Annotated in this window: 20 protein-coding genes; 13 read left to right on the top strand and 7 right to left on the bottom strand. The window is 44.7% G+C overall.

Translation table 11 applies throughout. The annotated features are described in order from the left end of the window. Window positions 1-35 precede the first annotated feature (35 nt). The 5 genes from accA to R7Z49_RS11625 all read left to right on the top strand — a co-directional run bounded on the left by accA (window position 36) and on the right by R7Z49_RS11625 (window position 4,311). Complete coding sequence (gene accA / locus R7Z49_RS11645) at window positions 36-995, top strand: acetyl-CoA carboxylase carboxyl transferase subunit alpha (RefSeq protein WP_005380365.1); 960 nt, start codon at window positions 36-38, stop codon at window positions 993-995. Window positions 996-1,102: 107 nt separating this feature from the next. Beyond that, on the top strand, window positions 1,103-2,413 hold the full coding sequence (gene tilS, locus R7Z49_RS11640; protein ID WP_053349817.1) for a tRNA lysidine(34) synthetase TilS: 1,311 nt from the start codon (window positions 1,103-1,105) through the stop codon (window positions 2,411-2,413). Between the two features lie 70 nt (window positions 2,414-2,483). Continuing rightward, the gene (locus R7Z49_RS11635; protein ID WP_033905507.1) at window positions 2,484-2,798 is read left to right on the top strand and encodes a c-type cytochrome; all 315 of its coding nucleotides are present in this window, start codon (window positions 2,484-2,486) and stop codon (window positions 2,796-2,798) included. A 188-nt stretch (window positions 2,799-2,986) separates the two neighbouring features. Beyond that, a complete protein-coding gene (gene glnB / locus R7Z49_RS11630) occupies window positions 2,987-3,325 on the top strand; it encodes a nitrogen regulatory protein P-II (RefSeq protein ID WP_005380372.1) in 339 nt (112 codons plus the stop codon). 140 nt (window positions 3,326-3,465) lie between these two features. Next, entirely contained in the window at window positions 3,466-4,311 is an 846-nt protein-coding gene (locus tag R7Z49_RS11625) for an endonuclease/exonuclease/phosphatase family protein (protein WP_132936887.1), read from the top strand. Window position 4,312: 1 nt separating this feature from the next. Here the strand turns inward: R7Z49_RS11625 and R7Z49_RS11620 are convergent, their stop codons facing one another. The 3 genes from R7Z49_RS11620 to gloB form a co-directional block, all read right to left on the bottom strand. After that, complete coding sequence (locus tag R7Z49_RS11620; RefSeq protein WP_005380375.1) at window positions 4,313-4,999, bottom strand: YIP1 family protein; 687 nt, start codon at window positions 4,997-4,999, stop codon at window positions 4,313-4,315. Then, the gene (locus R7Z49_RS11615) at window positions 4,996-6,579 is read right to left on the bottom strand and encodes a LysM peptidoglycan-binding domain-containing protein (RefSeq protein WP_017820746.1); all 1,584 of its coding nucleotides are present in this window, start codon (window positions 6,577-6,579) and stop codon (window positions 4,996-4,998) included. Before R7Z49_RS11615 ends, R7Z49_RS11620 begins: the two co-directional genes overlap by 4 nt. 254 nt (window positions 6,580-6,833) lie before the next feature. After that, window positions 6,834-7,592: a hydroxyacylglutathione hydrolase gene (gene gloB / locus R7Z49_RS11610; RefSeq protein WP_017636045.1), complete on the bottom strand. Its 759-nt coding sequence runs from the start codon at window positions 7,590-7,592 to the stop codon at window positions 6,834-6,836. Between the two features lie 37 nt (window positions 7,593-7,629). On the opposite strand from gloB, the gene R7Z49_RS11605 reads away from it, so the two are divergent. Then, window positions 7,630-8,376 (top strand): class I SAM-dependent methyltransferase, encoded by a 747-nt coding sequence (locus tag R7Z49_RS11605; RefSeq protein ID WP_017636046.1) that lies wholly within the window; start codon window positions 7,630-7,632, stop codon window positions 8,374-8,376. Here the strand turns inward: R7Z49_RS11605 and rnhA are convergent. Then, window positions 8,373-8,837 (bottom strand): ribonuclease HI, encoded by a 465-nt coding sequence (gene rnhA, locus R7Z49_RS11600; RefSeq protein ID WP_005380384.1) that lies wholly within the window; start codon window positions 8,835-8,837, stop codon window positions 8,373-8,375. The two genes, R7Z49_RS11605 and rnhA, sit on opposite strands and share 4 nt — an antisense overlap. Window positions 8,838-8,896: 59 nt before the next feature. Between rnhA and dnaQ the strand changes: the two genes are divergently transcribed. From dnaQ to R7Z49_RS11575, 5 genes are all read left to right on the top strand, one after another. Continuing rightward, window positions 8,897-9,619 (top strand): DNA polymerase III subunit epsilon, encoded by a 723-nt coding sequence (gene dnaQ / locus R7Z49_RS11595; RefSeq protein WP_005380385.1) that lies wholly within the window; start codon window positions 8,897-8,899, stop codon window positions 9,617-9,619. Between the two features lie 8 nt (window positions 9,620-9,627). After that, complete coding sequence (locus tag R7Z49_RS11590) at window positions 9,628-10,878, top strand: TIGR03503 family protein (protein ID WP_318111674.1); 1,251 nt, start codon at window positions 9,628-9,630, stop codon at window positions 10,876-10,878. A 184-nt stretch (window positions 10,879-11,062) separates the two neighbouring features. Next, window positions 11,063-11,635: a hypothetical protein gene (locus R7Z49_RS11585; RefSeq protein ID WP_137282305.1), complete on the top strand. Its 573-nt coding sequence runs from the start codon at window positions 11,063-11,065 to the stop codon at window positions 11,633-11,635. Between the two features lie 191 nt (window positions 11,636-11,826). After that, window positions 11,827-12,219: a DUF1353 domain-containing protein gene (locus tag R7Z49_RS11580; protein ID WP_017633769.1), complete on the top strand. Its 393-nt coding sequence runs from the start codon at window positions 11,827-11,829 to the stop codon at window positions 12,217-12,219. Window positions 12,220-12,303: 84 nt separating this feature from the next. Further along, on the top strand, window positions 12,304-12,714 hold the full coding sequence (locus tag R7Z49_RS11575; protein ID WP_017633770.1) for a GNAT family N-acetyltransferase: 411 nt from the start codon (window positions 12,304-12,306) through the stop codon (window positions 12,712-12,714). Between the two features lie 73 nt (window positions 12,715-12,787). On the opposite strand, the gene R7Z49_RS11570 is transcribed toward R7Z49_RS11575, so the two are convergent. Both R7Z49_RS11570 and fadE read right to left on the bottom strand, forming a co-directional pair. Then, a complete protein-coding gene (locus R7Z49_RS11570) occupies window positions 12,788-14,563 on the bottom strand; it encodes a SulP family inorganic anion transporter (protein ID WP_151515045.1) in 1,776 nt (591 codons plus the stop codon). A gap of 206 nt (window positions 14,564-14,769) precedes the next feature. Further along, a complete protein-coding gene (fadE, locus tag R7Z49_RS11565; protein WP_005385392.1) occupies window positions 14,770-17,214 on the bottom strand; it encodes an acyl-CoA dehydrogenase FadE in 2,445 nt (814 codons plus the stop codon). A 376-nt stretch (window positions 17,215-17,590) separates the two neighbouring features. Here fadE and lpcA point away from each other — a divergent pair, with 376 nt between their 5' ends. After that, complete coding sequence (lpcA, locus tag R7Z49_RS11560; protein ID WP_005380392.1) at window positions 17,591-18,166, top strand: D-sedoheptulose 7-phosphate isomerase; 576 nt, start codon at window positions 17,591-17,593, stop codon at window positions 18,164-18,166. Window positions 18,167-18,217: 51 nt separating this feature from the next. Beyond that, window positions 18,218-19,063, top strand: coding sequence for a class II glutamine amidotransferase (locus tag R7Z49_RS11555; protein ID WP_005380394.1), 846 nt, complete (start codon window positions 18,218-18,220; stop codon window positions 19,061-19,063). 389 nt (window positions 19,064-19,452) lie between these two features. On the opposite strand, the gene purN is transcribed toward R7Z49_RS11555, so the two are convergent. Continuing rightward, window positions 19,453-20,109 carry a phosphoribosylglycinamide formyltransferase gene (purN, locus tag R7Z49_RS11550; protein WP_064377459.1) on the bottom strand — a complete coding sequence of 219 codons (657 nt, stop codon included), beginning with the start codon at window positions 20,107-20,109 and terminating at the stop codon, window positions 19,453-19,455. Between the last annotated feature and the right edge of the window lie 93 nt (window positions 20,110-20,202).

Raw genomic sequence — 20,202 nt, 5'->3', positions numbered from 1 at the left:
AATATGTTAGACGCTGAGTAAACAAGGATTCATAGATGAGCCTAAACTTTCTTGAATTTGAAAAGCCAATTGCAGAACTAGAAGCGAAAATTGAAGCATTACGTGATGTCTCTCGTCACGGTGGTGATTCTGCGATTGACCTGGATAAAGAAATCGAACAGCTTGAGAAGAAAAGCTTAGAGCTGAAGAAAAAAACCTTCAGTGACCTAGGTGCATGGGAAACAGCTCAACTGGCTCGTCACCCACTACGTCCTTACACGCTGGATTACATCCAACACGCTTTTGAGGAGTTTGATGAATTAGCGGGTGACCGCGCGTTTGCAGACGACAAAGCGATTGTGGGTGGCATGGCTCGCCTTGAAGGCCGCCCTGTGATGATCATTGGTCACCAAAAAGGTCGTGAGACCAAAGAAAAGGTGAAACGTAACTTTGGTATGCCGAAACCAGAAGGCTACCGTAAGGCTCTACGCTTGATGGAAATGGCAGAGCGTTTCAACATGCCGATCATCACATTTATTGACACGGCTGGCGCATACCCAGGTGTGGGCGCAGAAGAACGTGGTCAATCTGAAGCTATCGCGAAAAACCTAAAAGTGATGTCTGGTCTTAAAGTACCAGTAATCTGTAACGTTGTCGGTGAAGGCGGTTCTGGTGGTGCATTAGCAATCGGTGTAGGCGACTACGTGAACATGCTTCAGTACTCTACGTACTCAGTAATTTCTCCTGAGGGTTGTGCTTCAATCTTATGGCGTGATTCAGACAAAGCGCCACAAGCGGCAGAGGCAATGGGCCTAACTGCTCCGCGTCTTAAAGAGCTTGAACTGATCGACGAAATCATTGAAGAGCCACTAGGCGGCGCTCATCGCGATCATGTTCAAATGGCAGCGAATATGAAAGCGACACTACTTCGTCAGCTAGAAGATCTAGAACAATTGGATGAAGAGACGCTACGTGAGCGTCGTTACCAGCGTCTAATGAGCTACGGTTACTGTTAATTTCGGTGATTGCTATTAAGCGTTAGCTGATATCTCAAGTGATAACAGTTAAAATAGAAAGGGTTGGATGAGAGTCCAGCCCTTTTTTTGTACCTATCGGATCGCTTATGGAATCGCTTTACCCGCATTTTGCTCAAGTTCTCGGCCGCTACTATCAATTAGGCACTAAGGTTGTCTTGGCGTTTAGCGGAGGAGTGGATTCACGTCTTTTACTCGAATTACTCAGTCGCTACCAACAAGCGCACTCTGTAGAGTGTCACGCTGTGTATGTGCACCATGGTTTAAGCTCGAATGCCGATAATTGGGCCGATAAATGCTTACTTTGGGCACAACAAGTGGGGATATCGTGCTCGATCGAGCGAGTGAGCTTAGACATCAGCAATGGTGAAAGTATTGAACTTCTTGCTCGTGAAGCTCGCTACCAAGCCTTAACTAAGTACATTCAAGAAGGTGATATACTGTTGACTGGTCAACATGCCGACGATCAAATAGAGACTTTTCTCCTTGCGCTTAAGCGCGGCAGCGGGCCTAAAGGGTTATCTTCGATGGCGGAGAGTATGCCGTTTTCTTGCGGATCTCTAGTTCGACCATTGCTTACTATCAAGCGGAAGACCATCGAAGAAGCCGCTACTAAATTAGGCTTGGAGTGGGTGGAAGACGAAAGCAATCAAGATACCCGTTATGATCGTAACTTTCTTCGTCATTGTGTTATTCCTGAATTGTCTGGTCGCTGGCCGAGTATCCATCAAGCGGTTCAGCGCAGTGCAAGTTTATGTGCTCAACAAGAAGCGCTATTGGATGAACTATTGAGCGCGGTGTTTGAACGCGCTTTACAAACGGATCTAAGTTTGAGTATTGAAGAACTGGCTAAGCACAGTGGATTAGCGCGTGCGCGCTTGATTCGTATGTGGCTGTCTAAGCTTAATACTAGTATGCCGACTCAGGTACAACTCAATCTCATCTGGAATGAAGTCGCATTAGCTCAGCAAGATGCCAACCCCAAACTACAACTTAAACAAGGTGAAGTGCGCCGTTTTCGAAATTGTCTCTATTGGGTAACGGAAACGGCTGACGTCACTGAGTGGCAAAGTACGATTCAAGTTGATGCGACTTTGTCGCTGCCAGAGCGGCTAGGGGAGCTGACCTTAACGACGAGTTCTAGCAACGCAACGATTGCGCTTCCGAGTCAGCCAGAATTGCTTCGCGTGACCTTTAATCCGGAAGGCTTATCAGCGCATCCAACCACGCGTAATCACAGTCGAAAACTGAAGAAGTTGTTCCAAGAATACAATGTGCCAAGCTGGCTGCGTCGTCAAATTCCGATTTTGATGTATCAAGACCGAGTCGTTGCTGTGGCAGATCTGTTCGTTGATCAGGCATTTAATGGTCAAGATTGTGAACTTATTTGGCGCAGGTAATGAAAATTCATGCCACAATGTCGATTATAAAATATAAAAATCCTTAAATAATAATTGATTAGGTGAAGCAATGAAGAAAACAATCATGGGTGCAATGGTGGCGTTAACCATGTTCAGTGGGCAAGCTCTAGCTGCGGGAGATGTCGCAGCAGGTCAAGCAAAGTCGGGAGTATGCGCGGCGTGTCATGGCGCTGATGGTATTGCTGTCATTCCGGGTTACCCAAATCTGAAAGGGCAAAATGAGCAATATATTATCAGTTCAATTAAAGCTTATAAAAATAAAGAGCGAACAGGTGGGCTTGCTGCTGTGATGCAAGCTCAAGCTTCATTGTTGTCTGATGAAGACATCGCTAACCTAGCGGCTTACTACGCAAGTTTGAAGTAAACGCGAGTCTGAAGTAAAGCTTGGACGATTGGGCATTGAGCAGTCCTCATTGGGTTTTATCAACTCACGATATTCGCTATGTTAATTTGCTCAGCCTGGATTTTCGCTGGTGGATCAGAGACAAACATTGAATGTTGCGAAACGCTAAACGATAATAAGCGCAATCGATTGAAGCTTAAGGGATGAACATGAAAAAAATTGAAGCGATTATCAAGCCATTTAAACTGGATGATGTTCGAGAAGCGCTAGCTGAAGTTGGCATTACAGGGATGACCGTCTCTGAAGTGAAAGGCTTTGGTCGCCAAAAAGGTCACACCGAGCTTTACCGTGGTGCAGAGTACATGGTGGACTTTCTACCTAAAGTGAAGCTCGAAATCGTTGTAACGGAAGATGTGGCTGATAAATGCGTAGAGACAATCATTGAAACCGCGCAAACTGGTAAGATTGGTGATGGTAAAATATTCGTCACTGATATTGAGCGTGTGGTTCGTATTCGTACTGGTGAAGAAGACGAAGACGCGATCTAAGGTTTCTTGTCACCTGTTTCGTATTTATTATGCTAAAAGGGAGCCAAGTGGCTCCTTTTTTGTTGTTTGCTTATTAGTGAAATCATTTAACCCGAGATTGGTTGTTCTAGATTTCGGGTGCCTACATTCAGGTTTGTCGTATGTTTAAGCGTTTTTTTCTGGCGTTAGCTTTTCTCGTAATAGCGGTATTGGTTGGCTTCCAGGTTATTTTCACCGTACCAGATCAGCCGCAAATTATTACTCAAACAGGTACCGAGCTGACACAAGATATCAGGTGCATCGAATTTAGCGATTCAAAAGCTCTCGATCATGACGGCAAAATCAATGTGCTTGTCTGGAATATCTACAAACAGAACCGGGCTAACTGGCAACGTGCACTCGATGAGTTTTCTGCTGATAAGCAGTTACTGTTATTGCAAGAAGCCAGCATGACACCATCATTTAAACAGTGGTTGGTGGATGGTCGCTGGGTTAGTAATCAAGTGAGTGCTTTTAAGGCGCTGGGTAGCGGTGCCGGTGTAATTAGTATTGCTCAAGGGCAACCAGAAAAAGCCTGCGCTTACACCTCTAAAGAGCCGTGGCTTCGCTTACCTAAGTCTGCATTATATAGCCAGTATCACTTGAGTAATGGCGAGAAACTCGCAGTGGTGAATGTACATGCGATTAACTTCACCGTAGGTACAAAAGAGTATGTATCGCAGTTAACGGCGCTTGAAATGCTTTTAAAGCATCATGTGGGGCCAATTCTATTTGCTGGAGACTTCAATAGCTGGAGTGAATCTCGCGTTAATGCGATGAGGCAGGCCTTAAAGGCTGCGGACTTACAAGAGGTGACGTTCTTGCCGGATCATCGAGTCCAATTTATAACAGGGTTACCACTGGACCATGTGTTTTACCGAGGTCTGACGCTTAAGTACGCAAAAGCGCCGCAGAGCGACGCTTCCGATCATAACCCATTGTTATTGTCATTTACGTTAAATAACTAGCTTAGGTTACCACAATATAAAGTGCCCAAATAACGTAGAAGAATACCCATGGCAGGCTTGCTATCACCAAAGCTTGGCCACGTTCAAACTCCGTCCACGTCAGTACAACGCCGTAGCCGAGCACAATGTACCAAGGCAGAAGCAAAGGTAACGAGCTAGCGAAATGAGACCATTCGTTAGTAAGAGGCAGCTTTAATAGACCATTGAGGCTATTTAAATCGGCAGCGTAAGTCATTACCTGACCATGCTTGAGTAGCAAGCTCGCGTAGCTTGCTACATCGCCCAATACTGCTGGGAATAAGATAGCACACGATGCGGCAAACCATTTCCAGTAACCGTATTGTTGTTTGCTTGCCTTTGTTGCAAGAAAGAACCAAAGCGCGAGCAATAGTAAGGTGGCAAAGCGGTTGAATACATCATTGATGATCGCGCTTGCCATTAGCGTGTTTGGTTCTAATAGCTCAATCTGCTTCGGGTCGATTTGCTGAAATTGCGCAGCAAGTTGGTCACTGAGCCACGTGAAATCGACATTCGAAAAGTAAGCACCCCAGAATAAAAACGGACTAAGCATCAGGAAGATGAACGGTTGCCATCCCCATCCACCGCGTTGATAAAGCGCAAGAAAACAAGATGTTGGAGAACGAAAAATGTCCAACAGCATCACAAGTGGATTGCTTGATGGGTTCATACACTTACCTTCGTTACGTCAACGTACAACTTAAGCTTTTGACCTGGTTGTAAGTATTTTTTCTTGTGTAGCGAGTTCCATTTCACGATGTCGTTCGTTTTTACTTTGAACTTGCTTGCAATGCCGCTAATGGTGTCGCCAGAGCGAACGTTGTAGAAAACGGTACGGATCACAGAACCTTTGTCTGAGTCTTTCCAAATCACTAGCTTTTGACCCACACGCAATGGATCTTTAGGGCCCATACCATTCCATTTAGCTAACGATTTATACGACACTTTATTGTTACGTGCGATTGACCACAAACTTTCTCCAGACTGAACGACATGGGTGAGCTTGAGTTGACCACGAGCACGAGATTGAGTCTTGTTTAATCGGTTTTGTGCCGTTAATGCATATTTTGCATCGTCTTTTGTTGATGTCGGAATCAACAGGTATTGACCAATACGAATATTGTTATTCGATAGGCCGTTGGCACGTCGAATGACTTTCGTGGTTGTGCCGTATTTATTAGCTAGCACGCTTAAAGAGTCACCAGATTTCACCTTGTAGCGAGCGACCTTCATCCCTTTACCGCGATTTTTCTCCACCTTGGTGAGAAAAGTCTCTTTTTTCTCTACGGGAATCAAAAGTTGGTGCGGCCCCTCAGGCGCTGTCGACCACTGGTTGTATGCTGGGTTGTAACTCTGCAACTCTTTTACGCTAATGCCGGCATAATCTGCGGCAATAGCCAGATCTAACTGCTCTTCTGGATCAACAAGCGTTAGAACAGGCTTGTTTGGAATTGCAGGAATATTAAGTCCGTACTTGTCTTGGTTTGCGATAACGTCAGCCAAGGCCAATAGCTTAGGAACGTAACTGCTGGTCTCTTTTGGTAAGTCTAATGAGAAGAAATCGATAGGTTTACCGAGCTTTTTATTCTTACGAATTGCGCTAGAAACTCGGCCTCCACCGCTGTTATAAGCGGCGATTGCATGTTCCCAGTTACCATCAAAACGCTCGTTTAGTTGTACTAGGTAGTCCAGCGCTGCATCCGTTGCTGCTGCCACATCTCTGCGACCGTCATACCAGTAGTTTTGCTCTAATCCCATCATTTTTCCGGTGCCTGGGACAAATTGCCACAACCCAGCCGCGCTACCATGTGAGTAGGCAAAGGCATCGAATGAACTTTCCACTACAGGAAGTAATGCAAGCTCCATTGGGAGTCCGCGCTCTTCGATACGTTTTGTGATCATGTATAGAAAAGGAGTCGCACGCTTAGATACCGTGTAAAGGTGATTTGGGTGCTTTAAATACCACGTACGGTAGTAGTCCACTTTCTTGTGGTTTGGGATATCCATGTCCAGCTGCATGGCGATACGTTGCCACACATCTTCTTGTTCTTGGGGGGAGAGAACTTTAGGCGCGTCGTTAGCGGATTTTTTTGCTAGTGACGATTTATTGCCCGGTTGAGCTTTTACTGCATTTTGCTTTGCAGTCTGCTCAGATTTATTGGTTTCTGGTGTAGAAGACGTTGAATCTGACTGAGTCAATTGACAGCCAGATAATAACAACGCCAACGCCCAAGTATACTTCAAACGCATGGATTCAGCCTATTTAGGGCCTGTTTATCTTCACCTGCCTGTCGCGCAACGTAATGTGCGTGGCAGTCGCAAGATAATAGACATCTTTTAAACACTAACTAATTTATAGAGGCAAAGAGCTTCTAATTATGCAATGGGGAGAAATTCAAATAGATTTATATCAACCCCAAACGTAAGAGAAGCGCCAGTGGCGCTTCTCGAAAAATCAGTCCCTGATAATACTGGGGTCTTGCAAACTTACAAGCAGAAAATGGTTAAAATTCGTTCTTCCACTCGCGTAAAGCAGTAAAAACCGAGCATGGATCGCTATTTTTAATGCGACTAGCAACAGATTGAACCACGTCAGGGTTAGAGGTTCGCAAGAACGGATTAATCCACTTTTCTTTGCGTATTGTTGTTGGAAGTGTCGGAATGTTGAGTGCTCGCAGTCGGTTTACATCGTCGCGATATTGGCGAAGTTGCTCATTGTCAGGTTCAACCGCTAGAGCAAACGCCACGTTACTCGCCGTGTATTCATGTGCGCAGAAGACTTGAGTTTCTTCTGGTAGAGACGTTAGTTTGCTCAGTGATTCAAACATTTGCTCAGGCGTACCTTCAAAAATACGACCGCAGCCAGCAGAAAAGAGCACATCACCGCAAAACAGTTTTCCGTCCCCAACGTAACCGATATGGCCCAAAGTATGGCCGGGTAACCCAAGTACTAAGAAAATCTCACCAAACAACTCCAGCTTGTCGCCTTCTTCCATTGGTGTCGTTAGGGTTGGAATTGGCTCTGATTTTGGGCCCACAACGGCGACGTCAGGAAATGCACGCACTAAGTCTGGAACGCCACCAATGTGATCGTTGTGGTGGTGCGTAATTAAAATCGCTTCTAAAGTTAATTCGTTAGCCTGCAGAAATTCTAATACTGGCTTCGCATCGCCCGGATCAACGACTGCGCAGCGCTTATCGCTATTTTGTATCAGCCAGATGTAATTATCATTAAATGCGGGTATGCTTTTGATCTCTAACACGATTCGTTCTCCGTCACCCATTTTAGTCAGGTGGTTAATGAAACCAGCACTCAGCAACAAAACTATACCACACCCGTCGACTTGGTCAGCAATGAACAACGGTCCGTGGGTGCTTGAGTCAATCCAGACCCGACTTGATGAATGGTGTCCGAAACTCTTCGGCTACCATATGCTCAAACTGGGCGGGTTGAGCTGTGAGCTAACCAGCTGTAATTGTAACATTCAACACCAAGTCAACGTAGATATCCAGAACCCGTTGCATAATGTGATTGCAGATGGTTACGAATTACCCTTTTTGGAAAAAAGCTTTGATGTTGTGATACTCGCTCATCAGCTCGACTATGCAAGCGATCCACACCGTTTGTTGCGTGAAGTCGATAGAGTGATGATGGATGATGGCTATGTAATTATTACTGGATTCAACCCATTAAGCTTGACTGGATTAGCGAGTTTACTTCCATGGCGTAAACATAATTTGCCTTGGAGTGGACGAATGTTTACGTCGAACCGCATCAAAGATTGGTTAGGGTTACTTAATTATCAAGTGATTCATTGTGATCGTTATGCGCTGTTTCCGATGAAACGTTACCGTACGATGTGGACATGGTTGGAAAATAGTCTTGGTGATTGGGCATCACCCGCTGGGAGTTTGTATTACATAGTCGCGCGGAAACGGACATACCCTCTCAAGCCTATCAAACCGCATTGGCGCTTGAAGAAAAAGCTCACACCACTTGGGGTGATGAATCGAGAGGGTAACACTATGAGGAAAGAATCTCGCTAAGAGGGTTGGTAACCTGTATCTTCCTCAGTTGGGTTTTCTGCAGCAGTCCGGGCTAGCTCATCACACATTTCGTTCTCACGATGGCCTGCGTGGCCTTTTACCCAATGCCATTCAACTTGATGGCGTGCGGTTTCTTTGTCTAGAGCTTGCCATAAATCGGCATTCTTCACGGGTTTTTTATCCGCTGTTTTCCAACCACGCTTCTTCCAGTTATGGATCCACTGAGTAATACCTTGGCGCACATATTGGCTGTCAGTCGTTAAAGTGACTTTACAAGGTTGTTTTAACGTCTGTAGCGCGACGACAGCCGCCAACATTTCCATGCGGTTGTTGGTAGTTAACGTATAGCCTTTGGAAAGTGTCTTTTCTACGTCTTTGTAACGCAATACTATGCCGTAACCACCTGGTCCTGGGTTACCTAAACAAGAACCGTCAGTGAAAATCTCAACGTGTTTGGTCATATTTTTTGGTACTATTAGCCGAAACATTTAATAAAGCATAGTCTGACATACATAACCTTATGAATACCAGCAGCAATTCTGAATATAACCGCATTGTCGTTCTCGATACCGAAACCACAGGTATGAACCGCGAGGGTGGTCCTCACTACATGGGACACCGCATTATTGAAATCGGTGCCGTGGAGATCATCAACCGTAAGCTGACTGGTCGTCACTTCCACGTTTATTTAAAACCCGATCGTGAAATCCAACCAGAAGCGGTTGAAGTTCACGGTATTACGGATGAATTCTTGGTTGATAAACCGGAATACGCGAGCGTGCACCAAGAGTTTCTTGAGTTTATTAAAGGCGCAGAACTTGTTGCCCACAACGCGCCCTTCGATACCGGCTTTATGGATTACGAGTTTGGCATGCTCGATCCTAACATCGGCAAAACTGACGACTACTGCAAGGTGACCGACACCCTTGCAATGGCGAAGAAAATCTTCCCTGGTAAGCGAAACAACCTTGATATCTTATGTGAACGTTACGGTATTGATAACTCGCACCGTACACTCCACGGAGCTTTGCTCGATGCGGAGATTCTAGCCGACGTTTACCTCTTTATGACGGGTGGTCAAACGAGTCTAGAATTTAACGCGAATAAACAAGAGGGTGGAGTAGAAACCATTCGTCGTATTGAAGGAAGAAAAGCGCTAAAGGTTTTGCGCGCAAGTGCCGATGAACTAGAAGCTCACCAAAAAAGATTAGAGTTGGTGAACGACTGTATTTGGCATCAATAGGAGAAGCTATGTTGAGGGCTTTGTTGGTCGCGTTTTTAGCGATATGGAGTAGTCTCTCGAGTGCTGCGAGTGAATCTACAATGTCTTTGTTAGACAATCGCTTTCGAGTTGATCCAACCATCGAGCAGATCACGTTTTTGGTTTATCGTGAGCAAAGTTCTCAGCCAGTCGTTTTAGTCCGTCCTGACGGTAAAAAATACTATGCTTGGGGCTCTTACGACAATGTACGTTGGTATCAAGAAGCCTCTCTCGATATTATTTCCGTTGATAACCCTATGCCAGGTCCATGGCAGGCTGTGGGGAAAGTTACACCTAAAAATAACATCCGCTTAATTTCTCACCTAAAGCTCAGTACGGATCGGTTCCCAAACCGATTATATAATGGGGAAGCGCTTAAGTTTACAGCTCGCCTGACCTCCGACGGCAAACCTCTTGTATTGCGCGACTTCCTTGATCGCGTGAATCTGCGCGTGACATTTACCAAGTTTGTCGAAAATGAAGATGAGCTGATCAAAGAAGCTCGTCCAGTGCCGATGGTTGTGGGTGAGTTTTCTGATGACGGCCGCGGCTTGGATGAAAAAGCAGGGGATGGTGTGTTTACGGTTCAGCTCCCGATAGACGTTGAGCCTGGTAAGTACCGCGCGCGCATCACGTCTGGCAATGGCGTATTCTTACGAGCGCAAGAACAAGTCATCTTGGTTTATCCGAACCCAATCTCTCGTACTTTTATTCAGGCTCGTAATTCCGATAAGCCACACCAATTAGTGGTGAGTGGCGAGCAAGGTATGATTGCACCAGGCTCTATAGCAGTCACAGTGAAAAAGGACGCTCCCGATGGTTTCATTAGTTACAGCCAAGGACAGGTCTCTAAAGATGGAATGAGAGTTACGTTGAACCTCAATAACGATGCTGAGCTTGGTAAGTACGCATGGCGCGGCGAGATCTTTGCCACTGATTTTGCAACCCAGCGTCCGTTGGTGTTTCCTATTCCAGAGCAAACCTTCAGTGTTGTTGATGAAGTTGATCTAGAAGCTGCTCGAATTGCAAAAGAAGCTGAATTAGCCGAGCAACGCCGTATTGAAATGGAAAAGCAAATTATCGCTGAGCGGGAGGCTGAGCGTAAGCGCAGCATGATTATTATCGCGGTAGGTAACTTGATAATGCTGCTGATTGTGATCATTGCATGGATAGTCTGGCGCAAAATTAAAGCGAAGCGCGATGCCATGCCAGAGATGCAATTAGAAGTACCAAAGAAATAGTAGTAACACACACATAAAGCGAGAAACGGAGCCAATCGGCTCCGTTTTTTTTTCAAGTTACCAAATTGGAAGAAGAAAAATGGATAAATTATGAATATTTAAGTTTACTGTACTCAAATATATGTTTGGGATTTTATATAAATAATATATCATTTTTACTTTCTAAATTGGTTGCATTTTTAATGTGACTAACTTTCAAAACAATCAATTAAAGATAAAAGAAATAATGAATAAAATTTTAGCTTTTTTTTGTGCAGTGATAATTGTAGGTTGTTCTTCTATTGATAATGGTGTTAATAATCCAGATTCGGGAAGTAATAATTTAAAATCACTTGATACCTTCACTTTCGATCCCTTAAGTAAAATCCAAAAAGTAGAAATACCAACTTATTATGATGGCTTGTTTGATACAGCAAGACCCTATTTAGATGAAAAGTACCCTTACACCTATGTCAGTAAACCTCAAGCATACATAATTGATGACGAGATTATTTCTTTTGCTCCTTGGTTTCCTGTCGAAGGAAGGTTTACGGTTTTTCCAACCGCTCACTATATAGTTATAACTCAAGAAACCGAGAGTGGCTTAGTCTCCGCACGATTTAATCATGAACAAGTAATTAAGCTGTTAAGTGAAGAGTATAAAATTACTGAGCATACAAGTCCGTTTTTTCATTATGTTCTAGAGGTTTCTCCAAGTGAACAAGCCAATTTTGTAGAAGATATCCATAAAAAATTGAGTAGACTTCCTTCAGAATAAGGATTGTTGGTTAAATTTTGGTCAATAAAGTCAGGGGTTCTGGCTTTATTGATTGCATGGAGTTCTATTTATATTGATTTGGGCTTTGTAATAGGTAGTACGCCATAATAACAAAAGCCGATCTTGTAGGGTTTCTGGATAAATATTCAGCTGTGCGTGATAAATAAGAATAAGTAAACGCGAGGTCTCTGATGAAATACAAAAAGCGTCAGAAGTATAAATACACTCTCCATTCTGAAGAAAAGATTGAGACTCACATTTCAGTGAGTAACGCGTATGACAGCCCTTTTCTTAGTTTGTCCAAACAAGGCGTGTTAACGATTAAAAAGGGCTATGCATGGGATGGAGCGAGTGGGCCAGCGTTAGACACAAAAAACATTATGAAAGCTTCTTTAGTGCATGATGCTCTTTACCAACTCATGAGGGAAGAGGTGTTGCCACAAAGTGCTCGAAAGCATGCGGATACGTTGTTGAGAGAAACATGTTTAGAAAAAGGAATGTCTAGCTTCAGAGCAACTTATATCTATTATGGCGTCAGAGTTGTCGGTGGCTTCTTTTCTAGACCTGATACTTTGTGTGCTTAATGGGAACATCTTTCCAACGTTTAACTGTTTATTTATACAGTTTAGTTATGTAAGCTCCAAGGTGATACAAAGGAGTAGTACATAATGACAATAAGATATGAAGAGCATGTGCCAAGCCCGAAAGAATACTGTGATATGCGTGTCAAAGCCGGGCTATCACCCAAATCGTTGAAAGCTGCTGAAATTGGTCTACCCAATTCGTTATATGGCGTATCTGTTCGGGATGAAGGAAAGCTCATTGCAATGGGTCGGGTTGTTGGTGACGGGGCGTGTAACTTCGAAATTGTCGACGTTGCCGTTGATTCTGATTATCAAGGCAACGGTTTAGGTAGAAAAGTCATGGAATACATCGACGGTTATCTTTCATCTGTTGCACTTGAAGGCTCTTACGTTTCTATGATTGCTGATGAACCGGTCTTTTACGAAAAGCTTGGTTATAGGCTGGTGGCTCCTAAAAGCCAAGGGATGACAAAAAAGTTTAAGCCAAAGGCGTAACACGTATTCAGCTGTGAAGATAAGCACTAGAAAACAGGAGTTTAATTTCCTGTTTTCTATATTAAATTTGTATTTAAGCCACTTCTGGAATTGGTTTGGGTGGCTGCTCTAAATCAGGCTCTTTTTGAACAGTAGGAATTTGTCCCTCACCCACAGCACTGATGTAACAGCCACTAAGTTTAATGGCAAGGTACATATCAGCTCGCAGTAAGATGCCTCCTTCACTGGTGCTGATACCAGTAAGCTCACACCATTGACGAAGACGTCGTTTCCTTCCAGCGAGGATTAAGCGTACGCCTCTCTTTTTCAAAGTATTGTGAATATCTGCCAGTGTTGCCATCACACTGAGATCCAAGTGAGTAAAGCTCGATACGGCGTCGATGACAACGCAACTTGCGTCTTTGTGATGCTCTGCCTGCTCTAACACTCTACGTTTAAAGTAAGGAGCATTGAAGTAAGTTAGCGGTGAGTTAAAGCGGTAAATCACCATTCCAGGAATAGGCGAAGCTTTTCCTGAGTCGTCGATGGTCCGAATGGTACCTTTTTCATCCAAGCCAAGTAGCTGATCACTCGGTCGCATGACAATCCGTAAAAATTGAAACAGCCCTAGCAATACCGCCAAAGTGATCCCCGGTATTACACCCACGATCAACACAGAAATAAAAGTAATGATGGCCAGATAAAATGCATCTTTGTCACGAGATTTTAATTTCCAAATTGCTTTAAGATCGAGCAGCGATAGGGACGCAATGATCAATACAACACCAAGTGAAGCGATAGGGATGAACTGCAAAGGCTCGTAAATAAATACCGCAATAATGGCAATGGTGATTGCGGCGACAATCGAAACTAATTGAGATTTACCGCCATTTGCATCATTGACGGCTGTGCGTGAGTCAGCGCCGCTTATCGCGAAACCTTGCGAAAACGCTGAGGCAATGTTGGCAAAACCCAACGCCTGAAACTCTTTATTAGCATCAATATCATAACCGTTTTTAGCAGCGAAACTGCGGGCGGTGAGCATCATGCTAACAAAACTGACAATCGCAAGGTTGAGCGCCGGGACCACTAGTTCACGGACTTCACCTAGCTCAAACTCCGGTGTTTGAAACTGAGGGAAGCCACCTTGAGTGAGTCCGACAACCGATACGCCCATCTCTTGTAAATGGAAAAACCAAACTGACGCAGTAGTTACGAGGATCGCCAGCATGGCAGCAGGCCAAGTTGGTCGGTAGCGTTTGGTGAGCAAATAAACGACAACTGTCACGATACTCAGAGTTACAGTAGGCCAATGAAGATCGGTTAATCGTTGTGGAGCTTCCCATAAACGTTCCAGTAAATAACGTTGCTCGTATTTCAAACCGACTACTTTCGCAAACTGACCAACGATAATTGTGAGAGCAACACCGTTGAGTAGACCCAAAAGAATCGGACGAGAAAGGAAATCTGCAAACACCCCTAGCTTGAAACGACTTGCCAGTACACACCAAATCCCCGTCATCGCTGTCATGGTCATAACCAACTGCCAATGTTTTGTGGGGTCACCTGCGGCAAGTGGTGTCACAACAGCAGCAATCACTGCACAGGTTGCTGCATCGGGTCCGACAATGAGTTGTCGAGATGTGCCCATCATGGCGTAAACCAACATTGGCAGTACACACGAATACAGACCGACAATTGCGGATACACCAGTTAACTGTGCATAAGCTATGGCAACTGGCAGTGCAACCGCGACAACAGACAAGGCGGCTCTGAAGTCGTTAACAAACCATTCTTTTTGATAATGCTTAAGCTGAACAAGCCCTGGGAACCACTGTGCGAGTAATATTTTAGCCAACGGATTTACCATATATGTGAGTGAGTTACTTAAAGTATACACCGCTTAGTTGGAACGTCTGTGAGTTAGTTATCACTGGAAATCGGGGGAAAGATTGGAGTGCGTGGCTTTTATTGAGATTGCGCAGGGGCTTCGTGGTGTGAGGTGTTATGAATGCGATTCTGGAAGCAATAAAAAACGGGAGCTGATACTCCCGTTTGTGGTCTCAGATTCTAGAGTTACGCGACACTATCCATCTGAGGGTATAGCGGCTTTGCGGCAAGCAGTTCCGGCTCAAAATCGTCAACGTTGATTGTATCTAGACGATGCTGTTCCGCTTCTCTGAGTAGATCGGCTTCTTCTTGCGTGATAAAGCCTTGCTCTAGCCCTTCCTGAGCAATCATATCCAAACGTAAGAATGGGCGACGCTTACCCTGCGCTTTACATACTTTGTCAAACACAGGCTCAGCTTGAAGAATGACTGATAGTGCAAGTTCAATCTTACCTGCTGCGTTGTGCTCGGTTGGTTCAAGGTATTGACCGCGACCAATGCGTGATCGCGTTGCACTTGGCGTTTGTAGAATGCGCGCCACTTTACTGTCTAGTTTATCGCTTGGTGCTTTGCGTACGCGACCAAATGGCATGATTAATACGCGTAGCGCACGGCCAATTACTTTGTTCGGGAAGTTTGCTAAGAATTCATCTACTGCCACTTCCGCTTGTTTCAAACTGTCTTGTAGACCCCAGTGTACTAATGGTAAATCTTCGACTGGACGGCCATCTTGCTCAAAACGTTTCAACGTCGCAGAGCTCAAATATAGCTGGCTTAGAATGTCACCAAGACGTGCTGATAGACGCTCTTTACGCTTCAAAGAGCCACCTAGCACTGCCATTGAGATATCCGATAGCAGAGCAAGGTTTGCACTGTAACGGTTCAATTGTTGGTAGTAACGCTTGGTTGCATCTTTGGTTGGTGATGAAGAGCCCAGACCGTCGCTCAAACCAAACCAGATACTGCGCACTAGGTTACTCATTGTAAAGCTCACGTGACCAGCAAGCGCTTTATCAAATTTCTCGACAGCATTACTTGCTTCAGAATACGCCGCGTTCATTTCTTCAAGAACGTACGGATGGCAACGGATTGCGCCTTGGCCAAAGATGATCATTGAGCGTGTTAGAATGTTAGCACCCTCAACCGTTACCGCGATTGGCGCACCTTGGTAACCACGAGCTAGGAAGTTAGAAGGTCCCATACAGATACCTTTACCGCCTACGATGTCCATTGCATCGATGATGCTTTGCTGGCCGCGGTGCGTACAGTGATACTTCACGATAGCTGAGATAACTGAAGGTTTTTCACCTAAGTCGATACCCGCAACGGTTAAGTTGCTTGCTGCATCCATCACGTAAGCATTACCACCCAAGCGTGCTAATGGTTCTTCAACTCCTTCCATATGGCCGATCGGCTGTTTGAATTGACGGCGAATACGTGAGTAAGCACCGGTTGCCATTGCCGCAGTTTTGATGCCACCTGTTGAGTTTGAAGGTAGCGTGATACCACGTCCAACCGACAGACACTCAACCAGCATACGCCAACCTTGGCCCGCCATTTTTTCGCCACCGATAATGAAATCGATAGGAACAAAGATGTCTTTACCGCGCGTTGGACCATTTTGGAATGGCACATTGAGTGGGAAGTGTCGGTTACCAATCTCAACACCTTTGACATCAGTTGGGATAAGCGCACAAGTGATGCCAAGATCTTCTTTGTCGCCTAGCAAACCTTCAGGATCGCGAAGTTTGAATGCTAAGCCTAGTACCGTTGCGACTGGCGCTAGGGTGATGTAGCGCTTGTTCCAAGTCAGGCGCATACCCAGTACTTCTTTTCCTTCCCATTCGCCTTTACAGACCACACCGTAATCTGGAATAGATCCAGCGTCAGAACCCGCTTCTGGACTTGTTAGGGCGAAACAAGGGATTTCCTTACCTTCAGCTAGACGCGGTAAGTAATGATTTTTCTGATCTTCAGTACCGTAGTGTTGCAGTAGCTCACCTGGGCCCAAAGAGTTAGGAACACCAACGGTAGACGATAGAACGCCAGAAACACCCGTTAATTTTTGTAGTACCAAAGATTGCGCGTATGCTGAGAATTCCAGACCACCGTACTTTTTCTTAATGATCATGGCGAAGAACTTATGATCTTTCAGGTATTGCCAAACTTCTGGCGGTAAGTCCGCGAGTTCATGGGTCACTTGGAAATCACTCACCATGGCGCACACTTCATTCACAGGGCCGTCTAAAAAGGCTTGTTCTTCCGCACTTAACTTAGGTGCTTGAATTGCGTGTAGCTTTTGCCACTCTGGTTTGCCTTTAAATAGTTCGGCTTCCCACCAGACGGTACCTGCGTCTAACGCTTCTTTTTCGGTTTGAGACATAGCTGGCAGCACTTTCTTGAAAAGCACTAACGCTTTGCGGCTAATTAAAGACTGACGTACGCCAGGAACCGCTAGCACAGCTGCGGCGAGAACGTAAATCGCCCAACCAATAACGCCGACAGTACCAGCTACTGTAAGAGCCAGCATGGCTGCGGTGAGTAAGCTAATAGATTTCACGAGAGACATGCGGTGGTAGAGCGTAATGCCTAGCACGATCGCCATCGTGATGATTGAGAGCAAGATGTCCATATGTATTTTCCTTTTCAGACTTTATAAGTTTTGTACGTCTGTATGTTAGGTAAGAGGTCTAACCAGTTGGTTTAAGTGTAATCAAAATATTAAGGAAATGTAAAACATAAGATTGGATAAAAAGTGATCTAAGTAGAGTTAAAATTCTAAAGTTGAGATTTGAGTGATGGTTTCATGAGCAAGTTGACAAGTTTATTACCATCACTAATCTAAATCTGTTGGTTCACTATCGACACTAATTCTCGTTTGTGGGTAAACTCAGAGTAATCAAACCCGAGTTCAGGTTTATGAAATGTCCGATACCAAATTGGTATCAGAACAATTTGCTCAGTGAGTCAAGAGCTGACTGAAGCCGAAATAATAAAGAGAACGTCTTATGTACCATGATCTGATTAGAAGTGAATTAAACGAAGCTGCTGAAGTGCTCAACAAATTTTTAAGCGATGACCATAACATTGCGCAAATCGAAGCAGCGGCGAAAATGATTGCTGACTCATTCAAGCAAGATGGTAAAGTATTGTCGTGTGGTAACGGTGGTTCTCACTGTGATTCAATGCACTTTGCCGAAGAGCTAACAGGCCGTTACCGAGAAAATCGTCCTGGCTATGCTGGTATTGCTATTTCAGATCCAAGCCACCTTTCTTGTGTGAGTAATGACTTTGGTTATGACTTCGTGTTTTCACGTTATGTAGAAGCGGTTGGTCGAAAAGGTGACGTACTGTTTGGTCTGTCGACGTCAGGTAACTCAGGTAACATCCTGAAAGCGATTGAAGCAGCACAAGCGAAAGGCATGAAGACGATTGCGCTAACAGGCAAAGATGGCGGCAAAATGGCAGGCCTTGCAGATATTGAAATTCGCGTGCCACACTTTGGTTATGCAGACCGCATTCAGGAAATTCATATTAAGATTATTCATATCATCATCCAGTTGATTGAAAAAGAGATGGAATAATCGTTTTACGGCCACCGTTTCGAGCTGTGTTGTTAGGGAGTTTTTTAAACCATGTGTGAATTGCTCGGTATGAGCGCCAATGTTCCAACAGATATTTGTTTCAGTTTTACTGGGCTCATGCAGCGTGGAGGTCGAACTGGCCCACACCGTGACGGATGGGGGATCACCTTCTACGAAGGGAAGGGCTTTCGAACCTTCAAAGATCCCAAGCCAAGTTGTGAGTCTAAAATAGCAGAGTTGGTACAAAATTATCCCATCAAAAGTCGTGCGGTCGTTAGTCATATCCGACAGGCGAATCGTGGTGGTGTTAATTTAGAAAATACTCATCCCTTTACACGTGAGCTGTGGGGTAGGTATTGGACGTTTGCGCATAACGGTCAGCTCTCTGGCTACCAAGACTTGCATACAGGTCGACATCGACCTGTCGGTGAGACAGATAGTGAACTGGCATTTTGCTGGTTGTTGAAGCAAATGGAAGATCGATATCCTGAGCCACCAAAGGATATGGAGTCGGTGTTCTTATATGTTGCTAAATGTTGTGATGAGCTAAGAGAGAAGGGTGTATTTAACATGCTTCTGAGTGATGGTGAGTATGTAATGACGTATTGCACCAATCATTTGTATTGGATCACAAGACGCGCACCGTTTGGAAAAGCTGCTTTGCTTGATGAAGATGTGGAAATTAACTTCCAAGAAGAAACCACGCCACATGACATCGTTTCTGTGATCGCAACTCAACCTTTGACGGGCAACGAAGCTTGGCAGCGTATGAAACCTGGCGAATACGGCTTGTTTCACCTAGGTGAACTAGTCAAAAATAATGCCTCTGAACTGGTAAATGTGCCGTTTGCGGCGGCTAAGCCGGGCAATCAAGCGCCAACCGAACCGTTAGAGTGATGGTCTCTTACTCTGAATATAAAAATAAAGCTCGCTTAATCGCGAGCTTTATTTTTATGCGTTTTAAACCGAGGGTGGATACGGATGAGCATTCTTACTTTCTAGAGTGCTGGTAGTAGAGTCCTAGTCTCGCTAAGGCTTGCTGTAAAGACGTAATTGATAGAGATTTCTCATAAAAGACGACGTTATTCTGAACGGTGAAGAACGAACCAGATTCAGAATCTACTTTCCGAGTGTTATGCTACTCGAGTGGTTATGGGATTTTTAGAATGTTGGGTTTTAGGTTTCTAGTCTCACCATGGTTTTCTTGAATCAAGTTTATAAGTATTGAAAACACAAAAGAGCAGCCCTCAGGCTGCTCTTTTGTGCTTGGAGTTTATTATTCAGGGCTACTCATCTGAGGCGTACCCATGTACGCCAAGCTCTGCGCCATCTAAATAGGCTTTACCATCCTTCATGATCAACCGCTCGTCTACCAGCCACTTAGCCACCATAGGGTAGATTCGGTGCTCCTGCGCCTGAACACGTGCCGCAAGTACACTAGCATCATCGTCTTCGAACACAGGAACTTTTGCTTGCAGTATGACAGGGCCACCATCAAGCTCTTCCGTTACAAAGTGCACACTCGTACCATGTTCTTTATCGCCAGCATCAATTGCTCTCTGGTGTGTGTGTAGCCCAGGATATTTTGGTAGAAGAGAAGGGTGGATATTGATCATCTTACCCATGTAATGAGAAACAAATGCGCTGCTCAGAATGCGCATGTAACCAGCAAGAATAATCACGTCTGGTTGGTATTCATCTATTTGACTCATTAGCTCTGCATCAAAGCTTTCACGCGAGCTGAATGCTTTAGGGTCGACAAAGTGACCGTCCACATCAAACTTTTTTGCACGTTCTAAACCAAAAGCATCTGCTTTGTTAGAGAACACGGCTGCCACTCGTGCGTTTGGCATGCTGTCTTCGCAAGATTCCAAGATAGCTTGCAGGTTACTTCCGTTACCCGAGATGAGGACCACAATGTTTTTTAGGGTATGGTTTTTCATGATGTCGAGAGCGCCTTGGTATTGTAGGTTGGAGTTATGTAGCTTCTAAACTACCTACTAATAGAATGGTTTTTAGTGTTCTAGATAGCAAAA

Source organism: Vibrio sp. 1562 (assembly GCF_033340155.1).
Classification (GTDB): Bacteria; Pseudomonadota; Gammaproteobacteria; order Enterobacterales; family Vibrionaceae; genus Vibrio; species Vibrio alginolyticus.
Note: the sequence above shows the minus strand (reverse complement) of the source record. Positions and strands in the feature narration are given on the sequence as shown.